This window comes from Mesorhizobium maamorense, assembly GCF_044998965.1.
GTDB lineage: Bacteria > Pseudomonadota > Alphaproteobacteria > Rhizobiales > Rhizobiaceae > Mesorhizobium.
In genome coordinates, this window is record NZ_CP173356.1 from 71205 (window position 1) to 94014 (window position 22810).

Annotated in this window: 17 protein-coding genes and 1 pseudogene; 12 read left to right on the plus strand and 6 right to left on the minus strand. The window is 60.4% G+C overall.

What is annotated here, in order from left to right; translation table 11 throughout:
• Window positions 1-604: 604 nt before the first annotated feature.
• From ACIU1A_RS00930 to ACIU1A_RS00945, 4 genes and pseudogenes are all read left to right on the plus strand, one after another.
• Window positions 605-1822, plus strand: coding sequence for a cytochrome P450 (locus ACIU1A_RS00930; RefSeq protein ID WP_404926317.1), 1218 nt, complete (start codon window positions 605-607; stop codon window positions 1820-1822).
• 19 nt (window positions 1823-1841) lie between these two features.
• Window positions 1842-2036, plus strand: a pseudogene (locus tag ACIU1A_RS00935) (ferredoxin); the annotation flags it as partial.
• A 126-nt stretch (window positions 2037-2162) separates the two neighbouring features.
• A complete protein-coding gene (locus tag ACIU1A_RS00940) occupies window positions 2163-2732 on the plus strand; it encodes a nuclear transport factor 2 family protein (RefSeq protein ID WP_404928063.1) in 570 nt (189 codons plus the stop codon).
• A 434-nt stretch (window positions 2733-3166) separates the two neighbouring features.
• On the plus strand, window positions 3167-3808 hold the full coding sequence (locus tag ACIU1A_RS00945; protein ID WP_404926318.1) for a nitrogen fixation protein NifQ: 642 nt from the start codon (window positions 3167-3169) through the stop codon (window positions 3806-3808).
• On the opposite strand, the gene rpoN is transcribed toward ACIU1A_RS00945, so the two are convergent.
• Complete coding sequence (gene rpoN, locus ACIU1A_RS00950; RefSeq protein ID WP_404926319.1) at window positions 3787-5196, minus strand: RNA polymerase factor sigma-54; 1410 nt, start codon at window positions 5194-5196, stop codon at window positions 3787-3789. The genes ACIU1A_RS00945 and rpoN overlap by 22 nt on opposite strands.
• A gap of 170 nt (window positions 5197-5366) precedes the next feature.
• Entirely contained in the window at window positions 5367-5900 is a 534-nt protein-coding gene (locus tag ACIU1A_RS00955) for a peroxiredoxin (RefSeq protein ID WP_404926320.1), read from the minus strand.
• 854 nt (window positions 5901-6754) lie between these two features.
• Here ACIU1A_RS00955 and ACIU1A_RS00960 point away from each other — a divergent pair.
• Both ACIU1A_RS00960 and ACIU1A_RS00965 read left to right on the plus strand, forming a co-directional pair.
• Window positions 6755-8098, plus strand: a complete 1344-nt coding sequence (locus ACIU1A_RS00960) for an AAA family ATPase (protein WP_404926321.1) — start codon at window positions 6755-6757, stop codon at window positions 8096-8098.
• Between the two features lie 686 nt (window positions 8099-8784).
• A complete protein-coding gene (locus ACIU1A_RS00965) occupies window positions 8785-9939 on the plus strand; it encodes a DUF418 domain-containing protein (RefSeq protein ID WP_404926322.1) in 1155 nt (384 codons plus the stop codon).
• 205 nt (window positions 9940-10144) lie between these two features.
• Here the strand turns inward: ACIU1A_RS00965 and tnpC are convergent, their stop codons facing one another.
• The 4 genes from tnpC to ACIU1A_RS00985 all read right to left on the minus strand — a co-directional run bounded on the left by tnpC (window position 10145) and on the right by ACIU1A_RS00985 (window position 14614).
• Window positions 10145-11674: an IS66 family transposase gene (tnpC, locus tag ACIU1A_RS00970; protein WP_404924841.1), complete on the minus strand. Its 1530-nt coding sequence runs from the start codon at window positions 11672-11674 to the stop codon at window positions 10145-10147.
• A gap of 48 nt (window positions 11675-11722) precedes the next feature.
• Complete coding sequence (tnpB, locus tag ACIU1A_RS00975) at window positions 11723-12079, minus strand: IS66 family insertion sequence element accessory protein TnpB (protein ID WP_404924842.1); 357 nt, start codon at window positions 12077-12079, stop codon at window positions 11723-11725.
• Window positions 12076-12522, minus strand: a complete 447-nt coding sequence (gene tnpA, locus ACIU1A_RS00980) for an IS66-like element accessory protein TnpA (protein WP_404924843.1) — start codon at window positions 12520-12522, stop codon at window positions 12076-12078. Before tnpA ends, tnpB begins: the two co-directional genes overlap by 4 nt.
• Window positions 12523-13396: 874 nt before the next feature.
• Complete coding sequence (locus ACIU1A_RS00985) at window positions 13397-14614, minus strand: MFS transporter (protein ID WP_404926323.1); 1218 nt, start codon at window positions 14612-14614, stop codon at window positions 13397-13399.
• Window positions 14615-15252: 638 nt separating this feature from the next.
• Between ACIU1A_RS00985 and nifH the strand changes: the two genes are divergently transcribed.
• The 6 genes from nifH to nifX all read left to right on the plus strand — a co-directional run bounded on the left by nifH (window position 15253) and on the right by nifX (window position 22810).
• Window positions 15253-16146, plus strand: coding sequence for a nitrogenase iron protein (gene nifH, locus ACIU1A_RS00990; RefSeq protein ID WP_404926324.1), 894 nt, complete (start codon window positions 15253-15255; stop codon window positions 16144-16146).
• A 92-nt stretch (window positions 16147-16238) separates the two neighbouring features.
• On the plus strand, window positions 16239-17741 hold the full coding sequence (gene nifD, locus ACIU1A_RS00995) for a nitrogenase molybdenum-iron protein alpha chain (RefSeq protein WP_404926325.1): 1503 nt from the start codon (window positions 16239-16241) through the stop codon (window positions 17739-17741).
• A 128-nt stretch (window positions 17742-17869) separates the two neighbouring features.
• Window positions 17870-19411: a nitrogenase molybdenum-iron protein subunit beta gene (gene nifK / locus ACIU1A_RS01000; RefSeq protein ID WP_404926326.1), complete on the plus strand. Its 1542-nt coding sequence runs from the start codon at window positions 17870-17872 to the stop codon at window positions 19409-19411.
• 63 nt (window positions 19412-19474) lie between these two features.
• Window positions 19475-20968 (plus strand): nitrogenase iron-molybdenum cofactor biosynthesis protein NifE, encoded by a 1494-nt coding sequence (nifE, locus tag ACIU1A_RS01005; protein WP_404926327.1) that lies wholly within the window; start codon window positions 19475-19477, stop codon window positions 20966-20968.
• The gene (gene nifN / locus ACIU1A_RS01010) at window positions 20965-22347 is read left to right on the plus strand and encodes a nitrogenase iron-molybdenum cofactor biosynthesis protein NifN (RefSeq protein WP_404926328.1); all 1383 of its coding nucleotides are present in this window, start codon (window positions 20965-20967) and stop codon (window positions 22345-22347) included. Before nifE ends, nifN begins: the two co-directional genes overlap by 4 nt.
• A complete protein-coding gene (gene nifX, locus ACIU1A_RS01015) occupies window positions 22313-22810 on the plus strand; it encodes a nitrogen fixation protein NifX (RefSeq protein ID WP_404926329.1) in 498 nt (165 codons plus the stop codon). Before nifN ends, nifX begins: the two co-directional genes overlap by 35 nt.

The window sequence follows — 22810 nt, forward strand, 5'->3', positions numbered from 1 at the left end:
TGGCGTAGGCGCGGCCTGACCCAGGTCTTCTTCTTGCCGTAGCCGCTTCCGGTCGCAGCTCTGATCTCCGGCTCGCCAAGCCGCACGACGGCAAAGGCAATCACCTCGCACAAGCGATGGCCATCAGGAGGCTTTTTCCATGGGCGCACAGGTTCACTATGTCGTTGGTCATATAGGCTCCCTCGGATTGGTCTCAGCGATCCGACTTTACGAGCAAGTGCCGATGAGGAGCGCAAAGCCGCTCGCTCGCTACGGCGCTTGTGGAGAGCGCGCAGCGAGCGGCTTTGCTGCCGCCGAGCTGTGTCCGGAGTGGCAGGTGACCTCGGTCCCATACTTGGCCTCCGTGCTAGGCTCCCCGCTCGATCTTAATGCAGTGTTGTCGTGTCTGGAACGGACACGATGTCTGAGGCCTACCAAAAAGGCTGACCTCATGCGGACGCTACAATGCCGAAATGAGCGGTGCCAATGATGCGCTTACCCGGCACGCAACTTGCTCGATTTTGTCATCTAAGGCGATGTCGACCGTGCGTTGCGGAGCCCCAGTGGTGACGAACAGCTTAGCGAACTCAGTCGAGCGCGCAAGCGCCTGACCCAGGAGAACCAAATGACGACCCACCCGGTTCCAGATCATGTCCCGCCGGAAATGGTAGGCGACTTCAGCCTATTTTCGTCGCCAGGCATGTCACCGACGTCTAATGGCGACCCGCACGCAGCAGTCGCATGCGTGCATGACGGACCGCGAATTTTCTATTCGCCCTGGAACACGCGTACCGGGCAGGGTGCTTGGGTCATCACTCGTGCCGCAGATCAGCGCCGGGTGCTGCAGGAGACCGAAAACTTTTCCAGTCATCGCAACATCTTCGCATCCGCGCTGGGCGAAGACTGGCCGACGATCCCGCTCGAACTCGATCCCCCTTCGCATGCCGTCTTTCGCTCATTGCTCAATCCGCTCTTTTCGCCCAAGCGCGTAACGGAACTGGAGCCCACCATCCGCGAGCAAGCGATAGCGCTTATCACGAGGATCGCCTCGTCGGGGACAAGCTGCGATGTCATGAAGGATTTCGCCTTTCCTTTCGCGGTCAGCATCTTCCTTCGCTTCATCGGACTGCCGGAGCACCGTCTTGAGACATTTGTTGCCTGGGCGAGAGATCTGCTCCACGGCGATGAGGTGAGACGGCCGGCGGCGGCACGGACGATTGTAGCGTTCATAGACGAGCTGGCGGCGATGCGCCGCAAAAAGCCCGTCGATGATTTCATGAGCTTCATTGTGCAGGCGCAGGTCGAGGGCCGCGGGCTGACGGACCAGGAGGTCCGTGGCATCGGCGTGCTCGTTTTGGTGGCGGGGCTCGACACGGTCGCTACAGCCATAGGCTTTGACTTGGCCTATCTCGCGCGGAACCTGGAAGATCAGGAATTGCTCCGAAAAGAACCGGACCGGATCGTGCGCGCAGCCGAAGAACTGCTGCGCGCCTTTCCGACCGTCCATTTAATCCGCGTCGCACGGAAGGATATCGACTTCGAAGGCGCGCCGATCCGCAAGGGGGACTTTGTTTCCTGCGCCACCATGATTGCGAATCGTGACCCGGCGGAATTCGAAGACCCCAACACAGTCGATCTGACACGAGATGGCATCCGCCACGCCGCCTTTGGCTATGGTCCCCACCGTTGCCTTGGCTCACATCTTGCCCGGCGAGAAATTGTCATTGGCCTGGAGGAGTGGCTGGCGCGCCTGCCGTCCTTTCGGATCAAGGAGGGAACGGCACCCATCACCCATGGCGGCCAACTGTTCGGGATTGAAAATCTGATCCTGGAGTGGGGCTAAACCTAGCCCGGCCTGAGCCGTGGCACAGACGTTGGAGGTCGCCTTGCGCATCATCGTTCACCAAGCCAGATGTCAGGGGCATGCGCAATGTTCGGCGCGAGCGCCGGCCGTCTTCAAGCTGGACGACGCAGGTTACATCCTCCCCGGGGACATCGAGGTTGCGGACGGTGAGCAAGTGCTTGCGTCGGATGGGGTGCGATCCTGCCCCGAACTTGCACTGGAAATCGACTATCCACCCGCTGCGCGAATTGTTTCGGATGCCCCCCTCAAACCGAAGACAGAGGTCCCGGAACACGTCGGAACCGCCGAATTTGCGACAGACCCGACGGGCCAAGGGAAAATCGTCGAACTGCTCGACCGCGAGTCGATCCGCGACTGCCTTTATCGGTATTGCCGCGGGACAGACCGCGCCGATGAGGCGGTGCTGCGCAGCGCGTACTGGCCCGACGCGCATGACAGCCACGGGGCGTATCGCGGCTCGGCCGAGGGCTTCTTTCGGTATGCGCTCGATGTCTTCAAGACCGGACCGCGCAATATCCATCAGATCACGAACATCCTGATCGAATTCATCAACGCGGCGGAGGCCACGGTCGAGAGCTATTTCACCGCGCTGCAACGGGGACCGGACAAAGACGGAGAAGTGCGTCAGATCTTTCTATGCGGGCGCTACTGCGATCTGTTTCAAAAGCGGGAAGGGGAGTGGCGGATTGCCGAACGGACCGTTGTCTATGACTGGCTGGAGGAGCAGATCCCATCCTTGGTCCTGGAGGCAGAACGCTTCGGCACGCGACAGCCGATTGGTGCACCGTATCCGGACGATCCGGTCTATGCGCTCGGGAAGCGTCGCATTGCTTCTCATGATGATGCCTTCACAACCTCGGAACCGGATCAGTATGACTACGGACTGTGAAACTTCCAACCCCACCGCGACACCTGAAGGGAAAGATGGCCGGCAGGGACCCCGGCGTGAGAGCAACAACGCCCCGGTCTGAAACCGTGAGCGCACCGAGGACGCCGGTGGTATCGATTTGCTGGAGCTTGGCAGAGCCCCTCATCATCCCGAACCCGGGTCAGATCGCATTACGGATCCAGTTGGGAGACTTCGACTAGGGACCATGCTGCCAGACCGACGGAACTTGGGAGACCGGATCATCCCCTCATCAACAACGCCATGGGGCATGATCTAGCGCGGTGACTTCGAAGGCCAGCTCAAGGCGTGGTCATGCGGTCGACCCGCAACCCGCTGTGTTGGGGTTGAGCCCGCGCCGGCGCCTGCCCGTAGTCGGACCCAGTGTTGCTCAAGGCTGGGCCGCTGGATCGCGAAACGACCAGGAGAACGGGACCATGTCCGCCCAGAAAGACGCATGTGTCGATGCCGGCCAAAGGCCCACTATCGAGCCGGAGAGGGGGTTCGACGAGCATGTCCTTACCTGCGTTCTCTCCTGTGCGCTCAAGGAGGTCGAGGCTGGCGAAGCGACAGCGACCGAGTCAACAGGCCTTTCCGTCGCCGAGCTGCGCGAGGTGCTGCCCCGGGGTTTGTCCGCAACCGCTGTGGCAGCCTTAGCCCTGGAAGACGTCAGCGACCCCGAGCCGGGCATGGAGGAAGAACTTCTGCGCGACCTTCTACTGGCGCATGCCCGGCCGAGCGACCCGGCGAGCGCGCGCTTCGCCAAGATCGTCGCCCGGCGTGCCATGCGCGATGACCATCTGTGGCAGGATCTTGGCCTTCTCAATCGGGCCGAGCTCAACCGTCTGCTTGCCACGCATTTTCCGATGCTTGCGGCCGGCAACACCCGAAATATGAAATGGAAGAAGTACTTTTACCGTAGCCTCTGTGAGGCCGATGGGTTTTCGCTATGCACTGCGCCCAATTGCCGGGAATGCTGCGATTTCGACAGTTGCTTCGGCCCGGAGGAGGAACAATGCGAAGAACGCGTTACATTTGATTTAGGCGCCGCTCTTGGTCAAGAGGCCTTGAGGCCTTGATCGCGGTCCCGCCACAAGCGCTTTTCCCGGCGCCGCTGTATGGAAGAGGGGATGTTCATCGCCTCGCGATACTTGGTGACGGTGCGGCGAGCGAGATCTATGCCGCATTCCTTGAGCCGGTCGGCGATGTCATCGTCAGAAAGCATGTTATCAAGCGATTCTTCAGCGACCATCGCTTTGATCCGATGGCGCACAGCTTCGGCGGAGTGCGCGTCACCGCCCTCGCAGGAGGCGATCGCGACAGTGAAGAAATACTTGAGTTCGAACACGCCGCGTGGAGTGACCATGTACTTGTTCGACGTCACTCGGCTCACGGTCGACTCGTGCATGTTGATTGCCTCAGCGACTGTCCTCAGATTGAGCGGCCGCAGGTGGGCGACGCCATATTCCAGGAAAGCATCCTGCTGGCGCACGATTTCCGTGGCGACCTTAAGGATCGTCTTGGCGCGCTGATCGAGGCTGCGGATCAACCAGTTCGCGTTTTGCAAGCATTCATTGAGAAATGTCATGTCCTTCGATTTTTTGGCGGCTCGGCAGGAAACCTCCGCGACATAGCTTTGGTTGATCAGGACCTTGGGCAGCGTGTTCGGATCAAGTTCGATCTGCCATCCACCTCCGGGCGAGCGCTGCACCCATACGTCCGGTATGACGCACTCCGGCGTTCCCGACTGAAATGCGTTTCCAGGCTTAGGGTCAAGCGCGCGGATTTCCTGCAGCATCTCGAGAAGATCTTCTTCATCGACGCCGCAACGCTGCTTCAATGTCTGAAAATCGCGCCTCGCAAGCAGCTCAAGGTTGGCAACCAAAACCGCCATCGCGGGGTCGAAGCGGTTTTTCTCGCGCAACTGTATCTCGAGGCATTCGCTGAGCGATCGTGCGAAAATTCCTGGAGGATCGAGGCGCTGCAAGACGCCGAGCACCCGTTCCACTTGGGTCGGCCCGATGTTTAGTGTCTCAGCCATATCGGAAGGACTTACTCGAAGGTAGCCAGTGTCATCCAGATGACCGGCAAGGTGATGAGCAATCAGCCGCTCGTGCGGTGTGAAGGCGGTGAGGGAGATCTGACGAGCGACATGGTCGTGCAACGTTTCGGCTAAGGCGACAAACTCCTCGTAGGCAGGACGCTCGCCCGACGTGGTGTTCGTCGTGCTGGGCTGGGATTTCCCTTGCCTGGGCAGGTCCGGCGGTCCTGCCCAGGTCGGTCCTTCAACCTCGCCAGACCGGCCTTCGTCGTTTGGCGCATGCTCCAGAAGCGGATTTTTCTCGAGCTCCTGGTCCACGAACTGATGCAGTTCGGCATGCGTCAGCTGCAACAGGCGAATCGACTCGATCAGTTGAGGCGATGCCGCAAGAGATTGTTTCTGAAGGAGGCTGAAGGACGATTTCATGTCAGTCCGGTATTTCTGTCAAAGAAGCTCACTTGGCCGTGGTTAATTGGATCACTCACAGGTCGACGCTTCTAAGCCGTGTGGCGTTTGAACGACCTCACGGGGGCGCACGTCAGAGCTCGCCCTTTGGGTCGTCCAAACGCAGTTGCGGATGATCAATCCGAACCAGCTCACGCAGCGTCCTTCAACGATTGAAGGACGTTCTGCGGGGATGTGAGGCCATAGGGGTCGGTCTCGCAGTTATCGGAGAAACCTTCCTCCTCAAACCACTGCTCCACCACGCCATTGTTGAGCAGAGCCGCGTAGCGCCAGGAGCGCATCCCGAAGCCCAGATTGTCCTTGGCGACCAGCATGCCCATTTTGCGCGTGAACTCGCCAGATCCGTCCGGGATCAGCTCGACCTTCTGCAGCCCCAAGGACTTTCCCCAAGCATTCATCACAAAGGCATCGTTGACCGAGAGACAGTAGACCGCGTCGACGCCTTGTTTCTTGAAGTCCTCGTAGAGATCTTCGAAATTGGGCAGTTGGTAGGTCGAGCAGGTCGGGGTGAAAGCGCCAGGCAGCGAGAACAGGATGACACGCTTGCCGGAAAAGTAGTCGTCGGACGTTTTTTCTTCCCAACGATATGGATTTGGCCCCTGGACTGAATCATCGCGAACACGCGTGAGAAACGTGACGAAGGGAACCTTCTTCTGACCGGTCATCAACTTGCTCCTTTTGAAGAAACTGGCGCACTGGATTTTACTGAGGCTGGCGGATTGCCGCGCTGGGGTGCTGCCGAGTGCGAGACGATGCCTACGCGGCTTCCCACTCTTTCCCCCGTCGGATGTATAGGGAACGGCCCGGCTCCAGATGCTCGGATCTCCAAACCGGGCGATGCCCAGTGCTCAGCGAGGACAACCGCCGGCGTCTTTGTCGATCGTTTAGAGCTTCGCGTGCCAGCCATGGTTCGGTATCGGCTTTCATCGTGTTCAATGGGCTCCGAGCACGAGCAGCAAGAGGCATGCCATTTGCAACGAAGCTGCTTCTGCACCAAAGTTTCGAGGTCAGGTGTGTAGCGCTTGAGCTTCCGCAGGCTGGCAAACGATGCACCATAGACCGCAAGCACATGCACACGGCGCGGCCGCGGGCATCACCGCAGCGAAGGGGCACGGTGTGCGCGTAGCCGTGTTCGCAGAGGCATGACTGACGCGAACGCACGCTTGTGGCGGCAGTTCATGGCGGCCTCTCTTCGTTATTGCCATGGTCCCGAGTCGATGAAGATCGAATACGGCTCGGTCACGGTCATTGCGCGGTTTGCTTTCCAACGCCGTAGGCGTCCATCGAAACCTTGTTGTGTCGGAAACTGGACCAGAATTGTCGCAAGGCTGACCCAAACGTCAGGAACAAGTGCCGCTGATTAGCGCGAACCGGCAGAACGCAACGGAGTGCCACGGGCACGCAATTTGCTTCAATGATCTTGTCGGTGGGACGGCCGCGAATGCGAGGAGAGCCTATCCGGCCCTACCGGCGCTCGATGCAGAGCTTCCGCTCACCTCAACTCGCAAAGGATTCTGCTGTGACCGATATCGATTGCTATGTCTGGCAAGCACTAATTCGCCATTTCAAAACCGATGATTTGACAGGTCTCGCCAGCTCGCGCCGAAAATTTGCTGCCCATTTGCTGCCGGACGTTCAAACTGTCATTGAAGAGCAGATTGCGCCCTTGTCTCCCAGGCTCATCGGCGTCCACCAGCGGCACCAGTCCGATGCCATGAAGCTGTCCGACATGGTCATTCGCGAGGGTGGAGCCGTCATTGCGGTGACACCCTTGCAATATCAGGACATGGATATCGGCGAAGACGTGCCCTACGCGGCACTGCACAATGGCCTGTGGCTATTCCTTATCGGCGAAGAGCCGGTAGCGGTCCTCCTGTCGCAGTTTTTTGACCGCTGGGGCGGCCGAACGGTTCAAGTGGAAATCGCTTATCTGCCTGGCGAGCAGGCATGTGCCTTCTCGCGCGGATTTCTTAGCAAAATCCAGGCGGCAGGCGAAAGCTCGCAATACTACCGCAGCAAGGTTCTCTCTTTTGAATACGATGCACGCAACTGGGGGATGCGGGGAGCGATGCGGGTTCATCGCCTACCTGCCGTGCCCCGGGACGACGTGGTGCTTTCGGAAGCAACTATGGCGCGTCTTGATGCCAACATCTTCGACCATGATCGACACCGAGAGGGGTTGAAGCGCCTCGGCCAGCACGCGCAAAAGGGTATTCTGCTTTATGGTCCCCCTGGTACAGGCAAGACGCACGTCATCCGCTATGTTTCTGCCACCCTGCCCGGACGCACTACTATTCTGGTCACGGCTGAGCAGACAGCGGCGATTGGGTTCTACATAGCGTTGGCCCGCACGCTTCAGCCGAGCATTGTCGTATTGGAGGACGTCGACTTGGTAGGTCGGTCGCGAGAAAACGTATCTAGCCCGAACGCTGAACGACTGCTCAACCGTCTGTTGAACGAAATGGATGGTCTTGCCTCAAATGCAGATATCCTCTTCCTCCTTACGACGAATCGGCCGGAGGACATTGAGGACGCGCTCGCCTCGCGCCCAGGCCGGGTGGACGAAGCAATTGAGATCCCGCTTCCCGACGCCGGCTGCCGCGAGCGGCTGATCACGCTGTATGGTCGTGCGCTCGTCTTCCAAGACGGAGCGCTTGCGGATGTCGTCGCACGGTCGGAAAACAGCAGCGCGGCCCATATCAAGGAAATGGTCCGCCGTCTGGCTCAACGGAGCCTGGCACGGGATGGCGGGGATGTCATCTCGCGCGAGGATGTGGAGATGGTCTTCGGCGACACCGAAACTTTGTCGAGCCGTCTCAAGAGGCGGCTTGTCGGCCTCGGCGAGAAAACCTCAACGGGGTAAAGAGCAGAAGATGAGAGTGGCTGCTGCAGCTGGTGTTCTGCTGCGCTGGTTTTCAATGCTGAGCTCTTGCACGGCGCGGAAGATGCCGCATAAGTCCGGCCTCTTCGGGCGCTCATTCTCCTGCCAGGCCACCTGAGCGATCGTGCCTTGCCAAGCAACGCTTCCATCTCGCCGCAGTCCATTCCGACTCAGGTGGATCGCCCCGGTGAGCCGTCGGCCTCAATTCCCGCCGGGTGGCCTTGCCACTGGTCTCTCCGAGGCGCAAGCGCTTCCGTCCGCCGCTCTGCGGGGCCCAGGAGCCCCTGAAATCTGATCGTTTGGGCCTTCATTTCTGTTTAGGCAGATCTTGAAGGTGATCTGGCAGGGGGCTTTGCGCATACCGGTCCACCACCGGGCTGAAGCTGGCTGGGGTCAGCGCGGCATGCTGGTCGGATAATCCGTTGTCGCTGCGCCTCTCGCAGCCGGTTCAGTGGGGCCGGCCATCCGTCCAACACGTCGGCTCCGCGACACAGTTGTCGGAATTGTCAGGTCCGCGCCACGGTTCGGAACCCAAGTTTGTGATTGCCGCAGGCTATAGCTCGATCTGTCGGATCTGGCACGAGCTTTGCGCCTGGAGCGACACCACGGCAGCAGTCAACGGCCCTCCTATCGTCCCGCGATGGACGCAACCAACGAAGGAATCCAACATGGCAATACCGCACCGCATCTTCGGGAGCGGGTCACGAGATGGGTGGGCTGCAGCTCGGCTGGTCGGCATCGACCTTGCTCGCGGCTTGGCTGTCTTCGGCATGTATGCCGTCCACGTAGGTCCCCGTGACGGCGAAGGAGTGGTCGGGAGTGTGATGGACTTCGCCTTTGGGCGCTCGTCGGTCCTGTTTGCCGTTATAACCGGGTTTTCGCTTATCCTGATTACCGGCCGCAACCCTCCGAAATCGACGCTAGCCGGTAGACAGGCTATTGCCAAGATTGCAATTCGCGCCCTTATTCTGCTCGCCCTTGGCGAAATCCTCACCTATGTCAACGCGCCTGTCTCGGTCATTCTGGCATACTACGGCGTCTGCTTCCTGTTGGTCCTGCCGCTATATCGGCTCAGCGCACAGCGGCTCGGGTTGCTCGCGGCGGTGACAGCATTGGTTCTCCCGCAGGTGCGTTTCCTCCTTCTCAAAATGCTTGGCTCCGGGAGCTCAGACCCCGAGGTGTTCACCCTCCTGGTCAGCGGCACTTATCCCGCCTTGACCTGGGTTCCTTTGCTGATCGCCGGCATGGCCATTGCGCGCTTAGACCTTCGCACGCGCGCAATGCATTTGCGCCTTGGTATAGCCGGCGTCGCGCTGGCCGTGTTGGGCTTCGGAGGATCCTGGCTTGCGCTGCATTTGATGCCTAGTGTAAGCGCAGAGCTGGCAAATTTGCAAGAACATGACGTGAGTCCTCACCACTGGTGGATGCTGGATGTGGACCGGCTCACAGCGAGTTGGCTATGGATTGCCTCGCCTCATAGTGAGACGACGTTTTGGATTTTTGGCAGCGCCGGTTGCGCAATGATCATCGTGGCGGCTTGCTCGCTTGCTATGGATGCGCTCCCGTTCGTGCGAAAGCTGGTCTCGCCAATAGTCGCGGTCGGTTCGATGCCTCTGACGGCCTATCTTCTGCACATTCTGGGAATATTTATGCTTGGAAGAGCTCACTCGCTGTCCGCGTTGTTTGGCTTCATCGTGGTTGTAAGCGCTTTCGCGGTGCTTTGGCTGCGCTTATTCCCGCGAGGACCGATGGAAGCGCTGATGGGTTGGATCGCAGATCGAGCGACGCGGCGTCCGCTAGCCCGAGTTTCGGATCGACAGTGACGCTTGCCAAAGGAAGTTACCTGACCGATGGACCGATATAGCTGATAACAGAATAGCGCGCCTGCTCGGTACCATCGTGGGGTCCTACTGCCGAGCCTTGCAACTGTTGCCCTGCGCGCAGCTTTTGAGGACACAAACACCAAGTATCCTGGCGGCATTGTGCGCGATGTGTTTAACCACCGCCGCAGAAGGGTAACCGCTGTTCTCAGGCCACTGCCTTGAGCGGCATAGGTCTGTAGGCCCAAGGCAGCAGATCGTCGATCTGGCTTTGTGGATGGCCGGCGACGATCCGGGCGATCACGTCAGCGAGGTAGGTGTGAGGCTCGACGCCGTTGAGCTTGCATGTCTCGATCAGCGAAGCGATCGTTGCCCAATGCTCGGCGCCGCCGTCGGAGCCGGCGAAGAGCGCATTCTTGCGGTTCAGCGCAATGGGACGGATGGCGCGCTCGACGACGTTGGAGTCGATCTCGATCGTACCGTTGTCGAGGAATCGTGTCAGACCTTGCCAGCGCGAGAGCGCGTAGCGGATGGCTTCCGCCAGCTTGGTCTTCTGGCTGATAAGGGTGAGTTGCTGTCCAAGCCACGGCTCAAGGGCATTGATGACGGGACGGCTTTTCTCCTGCCGGACGGCGCGGCGTTCGTCGGCGGAACGACCGCGGATATCGCTCTCAACGTGGTAGAGTTGGGCGATGCGGGCGAGCGCCTCCGTCGCGATCGGCGCGGGGCCGGACTGCGCGAGCTCATAGAAGCGGCGACGCACGTGCGACCAGCAAAAGGCCAAGCTCACGGCGTTGCGTTCGGCCAGCGCCTTGTAACCCGCGTATCCGTCGACCTGCAGGGTTCCGACAAAGCCCTGAAGATGCCGGATCGGCTGTTCGGCCTTGCGGTCCGGAGCGTAGAGATAGGCGACGCCGGGTAGGTCCATTCCGCCCCAAGGTCGGTCGTCTCGGGCATAGGCGAACAACTGCCCCGTTTTGGTCCGCCCCCGGCCCGGATCAAGCACAGGCGCAGTGGTCTCGTCCGCGAAGAGCTTGTCTGAAGCCTTCAGCCGCTCGAACAGCCGCTCATGCACAGGGCGAAGCAGGAAAGCTGCCTTGCCCACCCAGTCGGCGAGTGTCGAACGGTCGAGATTGACGCCCTGGCGGGCGTAGATCTGGGCCTGACGATATAGGGGAAGGTGGTCGGCATACTTCGACACCAGAACATGAGCCACCGTGGCCTCTGTAGGAATGCCGCCTTCGACGAGACGTGCCGGCGCTGGCGCCTGCACGACCACCTCTTCGCAGGCCCGACAGGCATACTTCGGTCGACGGGTGACAATCACACGGAACTGGGCGGGCACGATGTCGAGACGCTCGGAGACGTCCTCGCCCATAACATGCAGCTGACCTTGGCAGCACGGGCAGATCTTGTCGGCAATGTCGATTACCTGCTCGACGCGCGACAGATGGGTGGGCAACGAGCCGCGGTTGGCGCGACGCTTACGAGCCCTGGCATCACGCTTTGAGGGGTCCGCGGCTTCCGCGCTGGCGAAGCCCTCCGCCTCTACCTGCTCGGCTTCCTCCAGCCCCAAAAGCAGCTGGTCCTCAGGCAGGCTCTCCGCCCTTCGGCCGAAGCGATAGCGCTGCAACTCCTTGATGATTTGGCGGAGCCTCTCATTCTCCGCGCGCGCGGCCAGAAGCATCGCCTGAAGCGCTTGAGGATCGTCGGGTAGGGCAGCGGCCGCGTCAGTCACGAAGCGGATTCAAGCATGGATTCCAGTGATTTGGCAATAATGCGATGGTTAGCTCGCCGTCGTTGGAACACGCATCTGGCGCGTCTCGTGCACCCGCCGCCAGTCGAGGCCTTCCAGGAGTGCCTGCAACTGTGCCGCCGTCAGTCGCACGACACCATCGGTAATGCCCGGCCAGCAGAACTTGCCATCCTCCAGCCGCTTGGCGAACAAGCATACGCCCGTGCCGTCGAAGTAGACGAGCTTGATGCGGTCGGCCCGCTTGGCCCGGAACACGTAGACCGCGCCCGAGAACGGATCCGCGCCCATAGCCTCGCGCACGAGCGCTGCCAGACCTTCCGCTCCCTTGCGGAAGTCGACCGGCTTCGTCGCCACCATGACCTTGACCGCTCCCGTTGGCCCGATCACGACGTTGCCCTCAGCGCACGGATCACCGCTGCAACCGTCTTCGAATCCGCCCCACGACCCACCCGCATTGCGATGCCGTCGATCTCGAGCTCGATCTCACCAGCGTCTCGAGCCGGCTCCCGCTTCTTTGGCTGTGGCCGATGCTTCGCCGCAGGCGTCGGAGGCGCTGCCGTCACCACCGCCGGCACGAACATGGATTCCGATATCGCTTCCTCCCCCATCGGCCGGCGAGCAGCCCGACGCCAGGTGAACAATTGCTGCGGGGAAAGTCCATACCGGCGTGCCACAGCACAAACCGTCTCGCCCGCCTCGTAGCTCTCCGCCACTATCCGGGCCTTCTCCTCCGGCGGCCACTCACGCCGCCGACCCGAACCAGTGAAGATCTCCAGCCGACGGACCGGCTCACCGTCCCTGGACTTAAGCGTAAACTCTGAAACCGTCATATGTCGAAGCCCTCAAAGGCCTCGAACATCGTCCCTTACATCCACGCGCGAAAGGTGCCGCCGGAACAGCGCTTACGCAGAAGGTCCTTAGTTTCAAACTGAACGAAGCGCTGTCGATCTCCACGATCGCAGGTTGCGAAACCAGCAAAACGCCGTTCCGGCGCTGAAGCGAAGTCGCATTGCGATGAGGCGGCGGCATGCGCAGGTGCTTGCCAAAGCTGTCGCTGTCGGTCGACCATACCGTGTCCCTGGCCTGGCAGAGCTCGTTGATGGGCTACCGATTCCGTACATCGCATTCGCTTGCCGTCGACAGCAAGCTGGTCAGGTCGCTCTCAAAGAGAGGAATAACGAGCTGACAGTGAGTTGACGCTTGGTAAATTCCTTTGGCGAGCGACATTCTGCGTGCGCCTTCTCTTTGGCCGGCATTCGCGCAGCCTATCGTGTGGGTTGGAATTGACATTAGGGTCATGCAGGTGTGCTGCCGGGAATGCTGTTCTCTCAGCGGCGGTTTCGTACGATGGTGGCGCGCACAAGTCGACCTACGGACCGGCCCGGCGTTTCGCGCGGAGTTCCAAATCGAGACCTGGAGGGTCGGCACCTCAAGAACGGCGCCCGGTCGCCCCCCCGCTGCCAAGCGCGACCGCGCTCGCGCGGGCTGCGTAACCTGACCAACTCCGCCCGGGCGAACGCTGATGCACTGCCCGGAGCCGCGAACGGCTATGGCCGGCGAGGCGCCCGGTACTGGTCAAAGCCCCCTCGGCAGTAGCCCGCGATCCATGTGGCCTAGGCGAGATGACCGAAAAAGTGTGGGGCAGGATCGCGCCGCGCGGCTGGTGCGGCTGCATCGCAAGCGCTGAGCTGTGGGCCTGCCCCGTCAGAGGTTAGGTTGCGGGCCGAATAGGAGCACTGTGAGGGCGGCAAGGAAGGTGGCAACCGCGCTGTAGGCGAACACACTGGCGACGCCCGCATTATTCACAAGCAGTCCGCCGAAGATCGCGCCGGCCGCGATGGCAATTTGGAACGTTGAGGTCATCAGCACACCGGCGCTTTCGGCCTGCTCGGGAACGGCGCGCAGCACCATCCAAGTCTGTACCCCCACCGGCACCGCACCGAAGCCAAAACTCCATACAGCAACCGCAATGGCCGAGGTTAAGGCTGATGCTCCAGGCATCAGCAACGAGACAGCGGCTATCGCCATGAGCAGCGGCGGCAGCGCTGCGACCGCCTTGAGGCTGTGTTTGGCCAGGAACGCGCCGGCTAAATTCCCGAAGAATCCGCATACCCCCGAAACGAGCAACAGCAGCGAGATCGTCTCGATACGGAGCGCGGGAATCATCTCGAGATAAGCCCGGACATAGGTGAAGCTGGCGAAGTGCCCAGAAGCCACCAGCAGCACCACCAAAAGCGCGACCTTGATGGTTGGCTTCTTGACCACATGCAGCAGGCCGCGGAATCCAGCCATTTCAACCGGCGGCAACGTCGGAAGGGTTACGAGTTGCACCAGCAATGTAACGGCATTGACAGCTGCGGCGATCATGAAGGTGGCTCGCCATCCCCAGATGTCGCCGACATAGGCGCCGATTGGAGGCGCGCAAACCATAGCGACCGACACGCCGGTGAGGATGATTGATAGTGCGCGCGGCAGGAGGTGATTTGGAACCAGTCGCATCGCCAGCGATGCCGAAATCGACCAGAAGCCTCCAAGCGCAATGCCGAGCATCACGCGTGCCGCCAGGAAAGCCGGCAGCGACCACGCGACCCCTGCCAGAAGGTTGGACAGGATCTGAAGCAGCATCATCGCGCACAGGACGACTCTGCGGTCGAGGCGCTTTGTTATGAAGGCGATCGTCGGCGCCGAAATTGCTGCGGCAATCGCAGTCGCTGTCATCGTCTGTCCAGCCGCACCCTCTGTGACATGCAGATCATGCGCGAGCGGCGTCAGCACGCTGGGAGGCAAAAGCTCTGCCGCCACCAGCCCGAAGGTGCCCAGGCCAAGCGACATGACCGCGCCCCATGCGGGACGAGATCGTCGATCCGGCTTTTCTGGGCCGTGCAGAAAAGTCTCCATGAAGCCTGTCGCGGATTTGGTCATGAATAAGCTCGCCGGCCTGGGTGCAACGGCAACATGGGTTGGCTGCATTGACCCGCATTCATCCAGGAGCACGCCGTTGTCGGCGGCGTCGCACGAAGGGAATGGTCATCGCTGACCGACATGTTGTGACAGCGCCGCGTGCAATATCAGTGCCGAGTTCTCCGAGTCGGGACGGGGTGTGGTCGTCGGCAGTCGTCGCATCAGGCATGTTCCCTGCCGACTTCGCGGGGGCCAGTCTCGAACCAGCCATGCGCAACCAGCTACCGAGCACGCACGTCTGTTGACCCGCGACGGGAGGCGCGCAAGCCGGTCGTTTACCGCCGTCTGTACGCAGCCCAAAAGACGGCTCTGGCTCGAAGGGCCAAGTTCTTTCGGTATCGGTCTCGAAGCTGACGCCTTGTGTAGGGCATTGTCGGGTCCGCTACAGCGCTTGTTCCGACGATCACTTGTCTGGCAGCAAACACTTGTTGGTGCTCACGCTAACTCGCGGCCAACAAACGAAAAAATCCCTGTTGGTTATCAACCAGTCAACTTGGCACGAGTCTTGAGACCCGTTCGGTCTGAGGCGGCAAGAGCTGCCCATCGGCATTCATATTGCGGCCAGCCGCGACGGATGGAACGAAGGAAGGAAATCTATAATGTCAGGTCTGCGTCAGATCGCCTTTTACGGAAAGGGCGGCATCGGCAAGTCCACCACCTCCCAAAACACGCTCGCCGCCCTGGTCGACCTCGGCCAGAGAATCCTCATCGTCGGCTGCGACCCTAAAGCCGACTCCACCCGCCTGATCCTGAACTCGAAGGCTCAGGATACTGTCCTGCACCTGGCGGCACAGGAAGGTTCGGTGGAAGATCTCGAGCTGCAGGACGTGCTCAAGATTGGCTACAGAGGAATCAAATGCGTGGAGTCCGGCGGCCCGGAGCCGGGCGTTGGCTGCGCCGGCCGAGGCGTCATCACATCGATCAACTTCCTCGAGGAAAACGGCGCCTATGATGATGTCGACTATGTCTCCTATGACGTGCTTGGCGACGTGGTTTGCGGCGGTTTCGCGATGCCGATCCGCGAGGGCAAGGCGCAGGAAATCTACATCGTTATGTCCGGGGAGATGATGGCGCTCTATGCCGCCAACAACATCGCCAAGGGGATCCTGAAATATGCGCATTCGGGTGGCGTGCGGCTCGGCGGCCTGATCTGCAACGAACGTCAAACCGACCGTGAGCTCGACCTCGCTGAAGCCTTGGCTTCCAGGCTCAACTCCAAGCTCATCCATTTTGTGCCGCGCGACAACATCGTCCAGCACGCCGAGCTCAGGAAGATGTCAGTTATCCAGTATGCGCCGGATTCCAAGCAGGCCGGGGAGTATCGCGCGCTGGCCGAGAAGATCCATGCCAATTCTGGCCAGGGCACCATCCCGACACCGATCACCATGGAGGAGCTCGAGGACATGCTGCTCGACTTCGGCATCATGAAAACCGACGAGCAGATGCTTGCCGAGCTGCAGGCCAAGGAAGCGGCCAAGACGGCCGCCCAGTAACGACCGATATTGGTCGCCTCTCGAGTTAGGGCGCCTTGCCAAGAACGGCGCCTCATCGGTGAGGCGTCATCAGACACCTTGAAAGGGGTCCCATGAGCCTGGAATATGAGAATGATGGTGCTCTCCATGCGAAGCTTATCGAGGAGGTGCTATCGCAATATCCCGACAAGGCGGCGAAGCGCCGCAAAAAACACCTGAGCATCGCAAAGAGCGGGGATGAGGCTGGCGGGGAAAGTGAGATCCTTTCCGAATGCGACGTCAAATCGAACATCAAGTCCATCCCTGGGGTGATGACAATCCGTGGCTGCGCCTATGCCGGCTCAAAGGGCGTGGTCTGGGGTCCAGTTAAGGATATGGTCCATATCTCGCACGGCCCCGTCGGCTGCGGCCAATATTCCTGGTCACAGCGCCGCAACTACTATGTGGGCACAACGGGCATCGACACGTTCGGGACAATGCAGTTCACGTCCGATTTTCAGGAGAAAGACATTGTCTTCGGCGGCGACAAGAAACTCGAGCAAATCATCGACGAGATCGAGCTGCTGTTTCCGCTGAACAACGGCATCACCGTGCAATCCGAATGTCCGATCGGTCTCATTGGCGATGACACCGAGGCAGTTTCTCGCAAGAAGGCCAAGGAGTACGAAAAGACCATCGTGCCGGTGCGCTGCGAGGGCTTCCGCGGCGTCTCGCAATCACTCGGACACCACATCGCCAACGACGCGATCCGCGACTGGGTCTTCGACAAGAAGGATGTCGACTTCGAGGCCGGTGCTTACGACGTCAACGTGATCGGCGACTACAATATTGGCGGGGATGCCTGGGCCTCGCGCATCTTGCTTGAGGAGATAGGATTACGCGTGGTCGGCAACTGGTCGGGCGACGCAACGCTGGCCGAGATTGAACGCGCGCCAAAGGCCAAGCTCAATCTCATCCACTGCTACCGCTCGATGAACTACATCTGCCGGCATATGGAGGAAAAGTATGGCGTCGCCTGGATGGAGTACAATTTCTTCGGACCGTCCCAGATCGAAGCCTCCCTGCGCAGCATAGCCAAGCATTTCGGGCCGGAAATCGAGGAGAAAACCGAGAAGGTGATCGCCAAGTACAGGCCGCTTGTCGACGCCGTCATCTCCAAGTACCGGCCGCGCCTCGAAGGCAATACCGTCATGCTCTACGTCGGTGGCCTGCGCCCCCGCCACGTCATCACAGCCTACGAGGACCTTGGCATGGTCATCGTCGGCACCGGCTACGAGTTCGGCCACAACGATGACTACCAGCGCACCGCTCATTACGTAAAGAACGGCACGCTGATCTATGACGACGTTACCGGCTACGAGTTGGAGAAGTTCATCGAGGGAGTTCGCCCCAACCTCGTGGGCTCCGGCATCAAGGAAAAATACCCGGTGCAGAAGATGGGCATTCCGTTCCGTCAGATGCACTCGTGGGACTATTCGGGACCTTATCACGGCTATGACGGCTTTGCCATTTTCGCCCGTGACGTGGATCTTGCCATCAACAATCCTGTCTGGGACCTCTACCACGCGCCTTGGAAAGAACGCCCGCGAAGTGGGCGGGCGATAGCTGCCGAATAGACGCCCTGTCCTAGCCTTGTCTCCCCAGGGACACCACGGGCCCGCGTTCTGTGAGCCCCGGGATTACCGGGACGTCTCGACCTATCTGTGCTGCCGATCGCGCGGCGAGATTAAAAAGAGGAACACCAATGCCGCAATCGGCCGAAAAGATTCTCGACCACGCCCCCCTGTTCCGCGAACCGGAATACAGGCAGATGCTCGCCGAGAAGAAGCAGAACTTCGAATGTCCGCACCCGGATCAGATCGTTACCGATCAAGGCGAATTCACCAAGACCTGGGAATATCGCGAAAAGAACCTCGCCCGGGAAGCGCTTGTGATCAATCCCGCCAAGGCCTGCCAGCCGCTTGGTGCCGTATTCGCGGCAGCGGGCTTCGAGCGGACCATGTCCTTCGTCCACGGCAGCCAGGGCTGCGTGGCCTATTACCGCTCGCACCTGTCACGCCATTTCAAGGAACCTGCTTCGGCGGTTTCCTCCTCGATGACAGAGGACGCGGCAGTGTTCGGCGGCCTGAAGAACCTGGTCGACGGGCTCGCCAACACATACCAGCTTTACGACCCGAAGATGATCGCAGTGTCGACGACTTGTATGGCCGAGGTCATAGGCGACGACCTGCACAGCTTCATCCAGAGCGCCAAAGACGAAAACTCGGTCCCGCGCGACTTTGACGTGCCTTTTGCCCACACGCCAGCCTTCGTCGGTAGCCATGTCGACGGCTATGACGGCATGCTCAAGGGTATTCTGGAGCACTTCTGGAAAGGCCAGCAGCGCACGGAAACCAAGGGGAGCATCAACGTCATTCCGGGCTTCGACGGTTTCTGCGTTGGCAACAACCGGGAGCTCAAACGTCTGCTCGATGTGATGGGTGTGTCCTACACCTTCATCCAGGATGCGTCTGACCAGTTCGACACCCCGTCGGACGGAGAATACCGCATGTATGACGGCGGCACGAAGATCGAAGAGGTGAGGGGGGCACTCGACGCCGAGGCAACGCTTTCGCTACAGCACTCCAACACGCGAAAAACGCTGGACTATTGTGGGCATGTTGGGCAGGCCACCGCTTCATTCCATTATCCGCTCGGCGTCCAGGCGACTGACGAATTGCTGATGAAGGTGTCAGCCATTTCCGGCAAGGAAATCCCCGAGGCAATCCGGCTGGAGCGCGGCCGACTGGTTGATGCCATGGCGGACAGCCAGTCCTGGTTGCACGGCAAGAAATACGCGATCTACGGCGACCCGGACTTCGTGTACGCCATGGCCCGCTTCGTCATGGAAACGGGCGGCGAGCCGACACATTGCCTCGCCACCAACGGCTCCTCGGCGTGGGAAGCCGAGTTGAAGGAACTGCTTGCATCCTCGCCCTTCGGCAAGGACGCTCAGGTCTGGGCGGGCAAGGACCTCTGGGCTATGCGGTCGCTGCTCTTCACCGAGCCAGTGGACCTGCTGATCGGCAATTCCTATGGCAAGTATCTGGAGCGCGACACCGGCACGCCGCTGATCCGGCTGACGTTTCCGATCTTCGACCGGCACCATCATCATCGCTTTGCGCTCATGGGCTACCAGGGCGGATTGCGCGTGCTGACCACGATCCTCGACAAGATCTTCGACAAGCTCGATCGCGAGACGAGCCAGACGGGCGTGACGGACTATTCCTATGACCTCACCCGCTAGAAGACACGGACCGGCTTTTCGCCCAGGCGGTTCATTGCCGAATTGGCTTTGCGGACTGACGCCATGAGCTCGCTCAGTGTGAAGATCCAGGATGTTTTCAACGAGCCCGCCTGCGACAAGAACCGTGGCAAGGATGCCAAGGCGCGCAAGCAGGGCTGCGCGAGGGCGCTGACGCCAGGAGCGGCAGCGGGCGGTTGCGCCTTTGACGGGGCCAAGATCGTCCTGCAGCCGATCACAGACGTTGCGCACCTGGTCCATGCGCCGCTCGCCTGCGAGGGCAACTCATGGGACAACCGCGGTGCAGCTTCGTCGGGGCCGAGCTTGTGGCGCACAAGCTTCACGACGGACCTTACCGAACTCGAGGTGGTGATGGGGCAAGGCGAGCGGAAGCTTTTCAAGGCGATCCGCGAAATCAAGGAAGCGTATGCGCCGCCGGCAGTCTTTGTCTATTCGACCTGCGTGACGGCGCTCATCGGCGACGACATCGAGGCCGTCTGCAAACGCGCCGCCGAAAAATTCGGCTTGGCCGTGGTTCCGATCAATGCGCCGGGCCTGGCCGGCTCCAAGAACCTCGGCAACAAGCTCGCCGCCGAGGCGTTGCTCGACCATGTCATCGGCACGGTGGAACCCGACGACGCCGGGCCGTACGACATCAACATCCTTGGTGAATTCAACCTTTCCGGCGAATTCTGGCTGATAAAGCCGCTCCTCGATCGGCTCGGGATCCGGGTTCGCGCCTGCATTCCGGGCGACGCGCGCTATCTCGACATCGCTTCCGCGCACCACGCCCGCGCCGCGATGGTGGTGTGCTCGACGGCCCTCGTCAGTCTAGCCCGCAAGATGGACGAGCGCTGGGGCATCCCTTTCTTCGAAGGCTCCTTCTACGGGATTTCGGACACTTCAGAAGCACTCCGTAACATCGCTGAGCTGCTGGTGAGGAAGGGGGCCGATCCGGAGATCCTGGACCGCACAGAGACGCTGATCGCCGAGCAGGAAGCAATTGCATGGAAGAAGCTTGAGGCCTATCGAGTCCGCCTTCAAGGCAAGCGCGTGCTGCTCAACACGGGTGGTGTCAAGTCCTGGTCGGTCGTTCACGCATTGGTGGAGATCGGGATCGAGATCGTCGGCACCTCGGTCAAGAAATCCACGGTCGAAGACAAGGAGCGCATCAAGCAGGTCCTCAAGGACGACATCCACATGTTCGAGCAGATGCCCGCACGCGACCTTTACGCCATGCTCTCTGCAGGCAAGGCCGACATCATGCTGTCGGGCGGTCGCACGCAATTCGTCGCGCTCAAAGCCAAGACGCCCTGGCTCGACATCAACCAGGAGCGCCAGCACCCGTATGCGGGATATGACGGCATGGTGGAGCTCGTACGGCAGATCGACCTCGCCATCCACAACCCGATCTGGTCGCAGGTCCGCGAGCGCGCTCCGTGGGATGGTCCGGCCCTGGGAACGACGAACTGCCGGGCACACGCCGAGAACCTACATGCTGTCCAGGAATCCGCCGGCAAGGCGCCGACGATTTGCGCGAGTGCTGAGGAGATCCGATGACGCGTATCCTTCACCAGACAAAATCAGCCGCGATCAACCCGCTGAAATTGTCACAGCCGCTTGGTGCAGCCTTGGCCTTTCTCGGCATCGACGGCGCAGTCCCGCTGTTCCATGGAATCCAGGGCTGCACCAGCTTCGCCCTCGTACTGCTCGTGCGGCATTTCAAGGAAACGATCCCCCTACAGACCACCGCGATGGATGAAGTAACAACCATCCTCGGCGGGTCGGACAATCTGGAAGAGGCGATCCTCAATCTCAAGACCCGCACGACGCCAAAGCTGATTGGGGTCTGCACGACGGCCCTGGTGGAAACCCGAGGCGAAGATTGCGCAGGCGACGTCGCCGACATCAGGCTGAAACGGGCGAAAGAACTCGCGGGTACGGAGATCGTGCTGGCCAACACGCCGGATTTCGCCGGCGCCCTCGAAGAGGGTTGGGCCAAGGCTGTTACCGCGATGATCGAAGCTGTTACGCGACCTGGCGAACGGGCGCGCCAGTCAAAGAAAATCGCAATCCTGCCCGGCTGGAACCTCACCGTGGCTGACCTGGAGCATTTGCGCGACATGGTCGAAAGCTTTGGCCTGAAATCGGTGATCTTGCCAGACCTCTCAGGCTCGCTTGACGGTACCCTGCCAGATCACTGGGTCCCCACCACCTATGGCGGTACGAGCATAGAGGACATCCGCGAGCTCGGAACGGCTGGGCACTGCATCGCCATCGGCGAGCATATGCGCCGCCCGGCCGAGGCTCTCTACAAGGCCACCGGTGTGCCTTACGTGCTGTTTCAGTCGCTGACCGGATTGAAGGGCGCCGATCAGTTCGTTTCCCTGCTGTGCGCTATTTCTGGCGAACCTGTGCCGGCAAATGTCCGCCGTCGGCGAGCGCAATTGCAGGATGCGTTACTCGACGGACATTTCCATTTCGGAGGCAAGAAAATTGCGATCGCTGCTGAACCAGACCAACTCTACCAATTGGCAACCTTCTTCGTCGACTTGGGCGCCGATATCACGGCGGCGGTCACGACGACCGATATGTCGAAAATTCTGGAGAAGGTACCGGCGGAGTCGATTCAGGTCGGCGATCTCGGCGATTTGGAAACGAGTGCAGGCGGCGCTGATCTTCTGGTCACCCATTCACATGGACGCCAGACATCGGAGCGCCTTGGCATACCGCTCATGCGCGTCGGCTTCCCCGTCTTCGACCGACTGGGCAGCCAGCACAAGCTCTCCATCCTCTATCAAGGGACCCGTGATCTTGTCTTCGAGGTTGCTAACATCTTCCAAGCCGACCGGCGTGCACCGACGCCTGAGGAGCTTAATCCATTCCGTAAGCGGGAAATGCCAGGTGGGCCCGATGCGTCGCCTCTCACTTGTCACTGACGAGGTTCACCGCCCGATGCGTGAACGACAAGCAGGCGCTTTGCGCGTTGCAATCGCTACTCAGGACGTCAAGCAACTCAATGCCCATTTCGGGTCGGCCAAGCGCTTTGTGATCTACGATATGACGCGCGAGGAGTGGGAGCTCGTGGAAGTCGTCGAGTTCGACGACGTCTCCGACGAAACTGGGAAACATCGGGCCGAGAGGGATGACCGCATCACACCGAAGGTAGAAGCGCTGAAGGGCTGCCATCTCCTGTTTTGCCTGGCGATCGGCGGACCTTCGGCAGCCAAGCTTGTTTCGGCAAAAATCCATCCGATCAAGGTGCGGCAGCCTCAAAGCATTCAAGAGGTGCTGTCTCGGACGCAGTCCATGCTCAGGACCTGCCCCCCACCTTGGCTGCGCAAGGTCCTGGCTGAGGCAGGCGTCGCGAAAGAGAAACCGTCCTTTGAGGACGAGGACTGA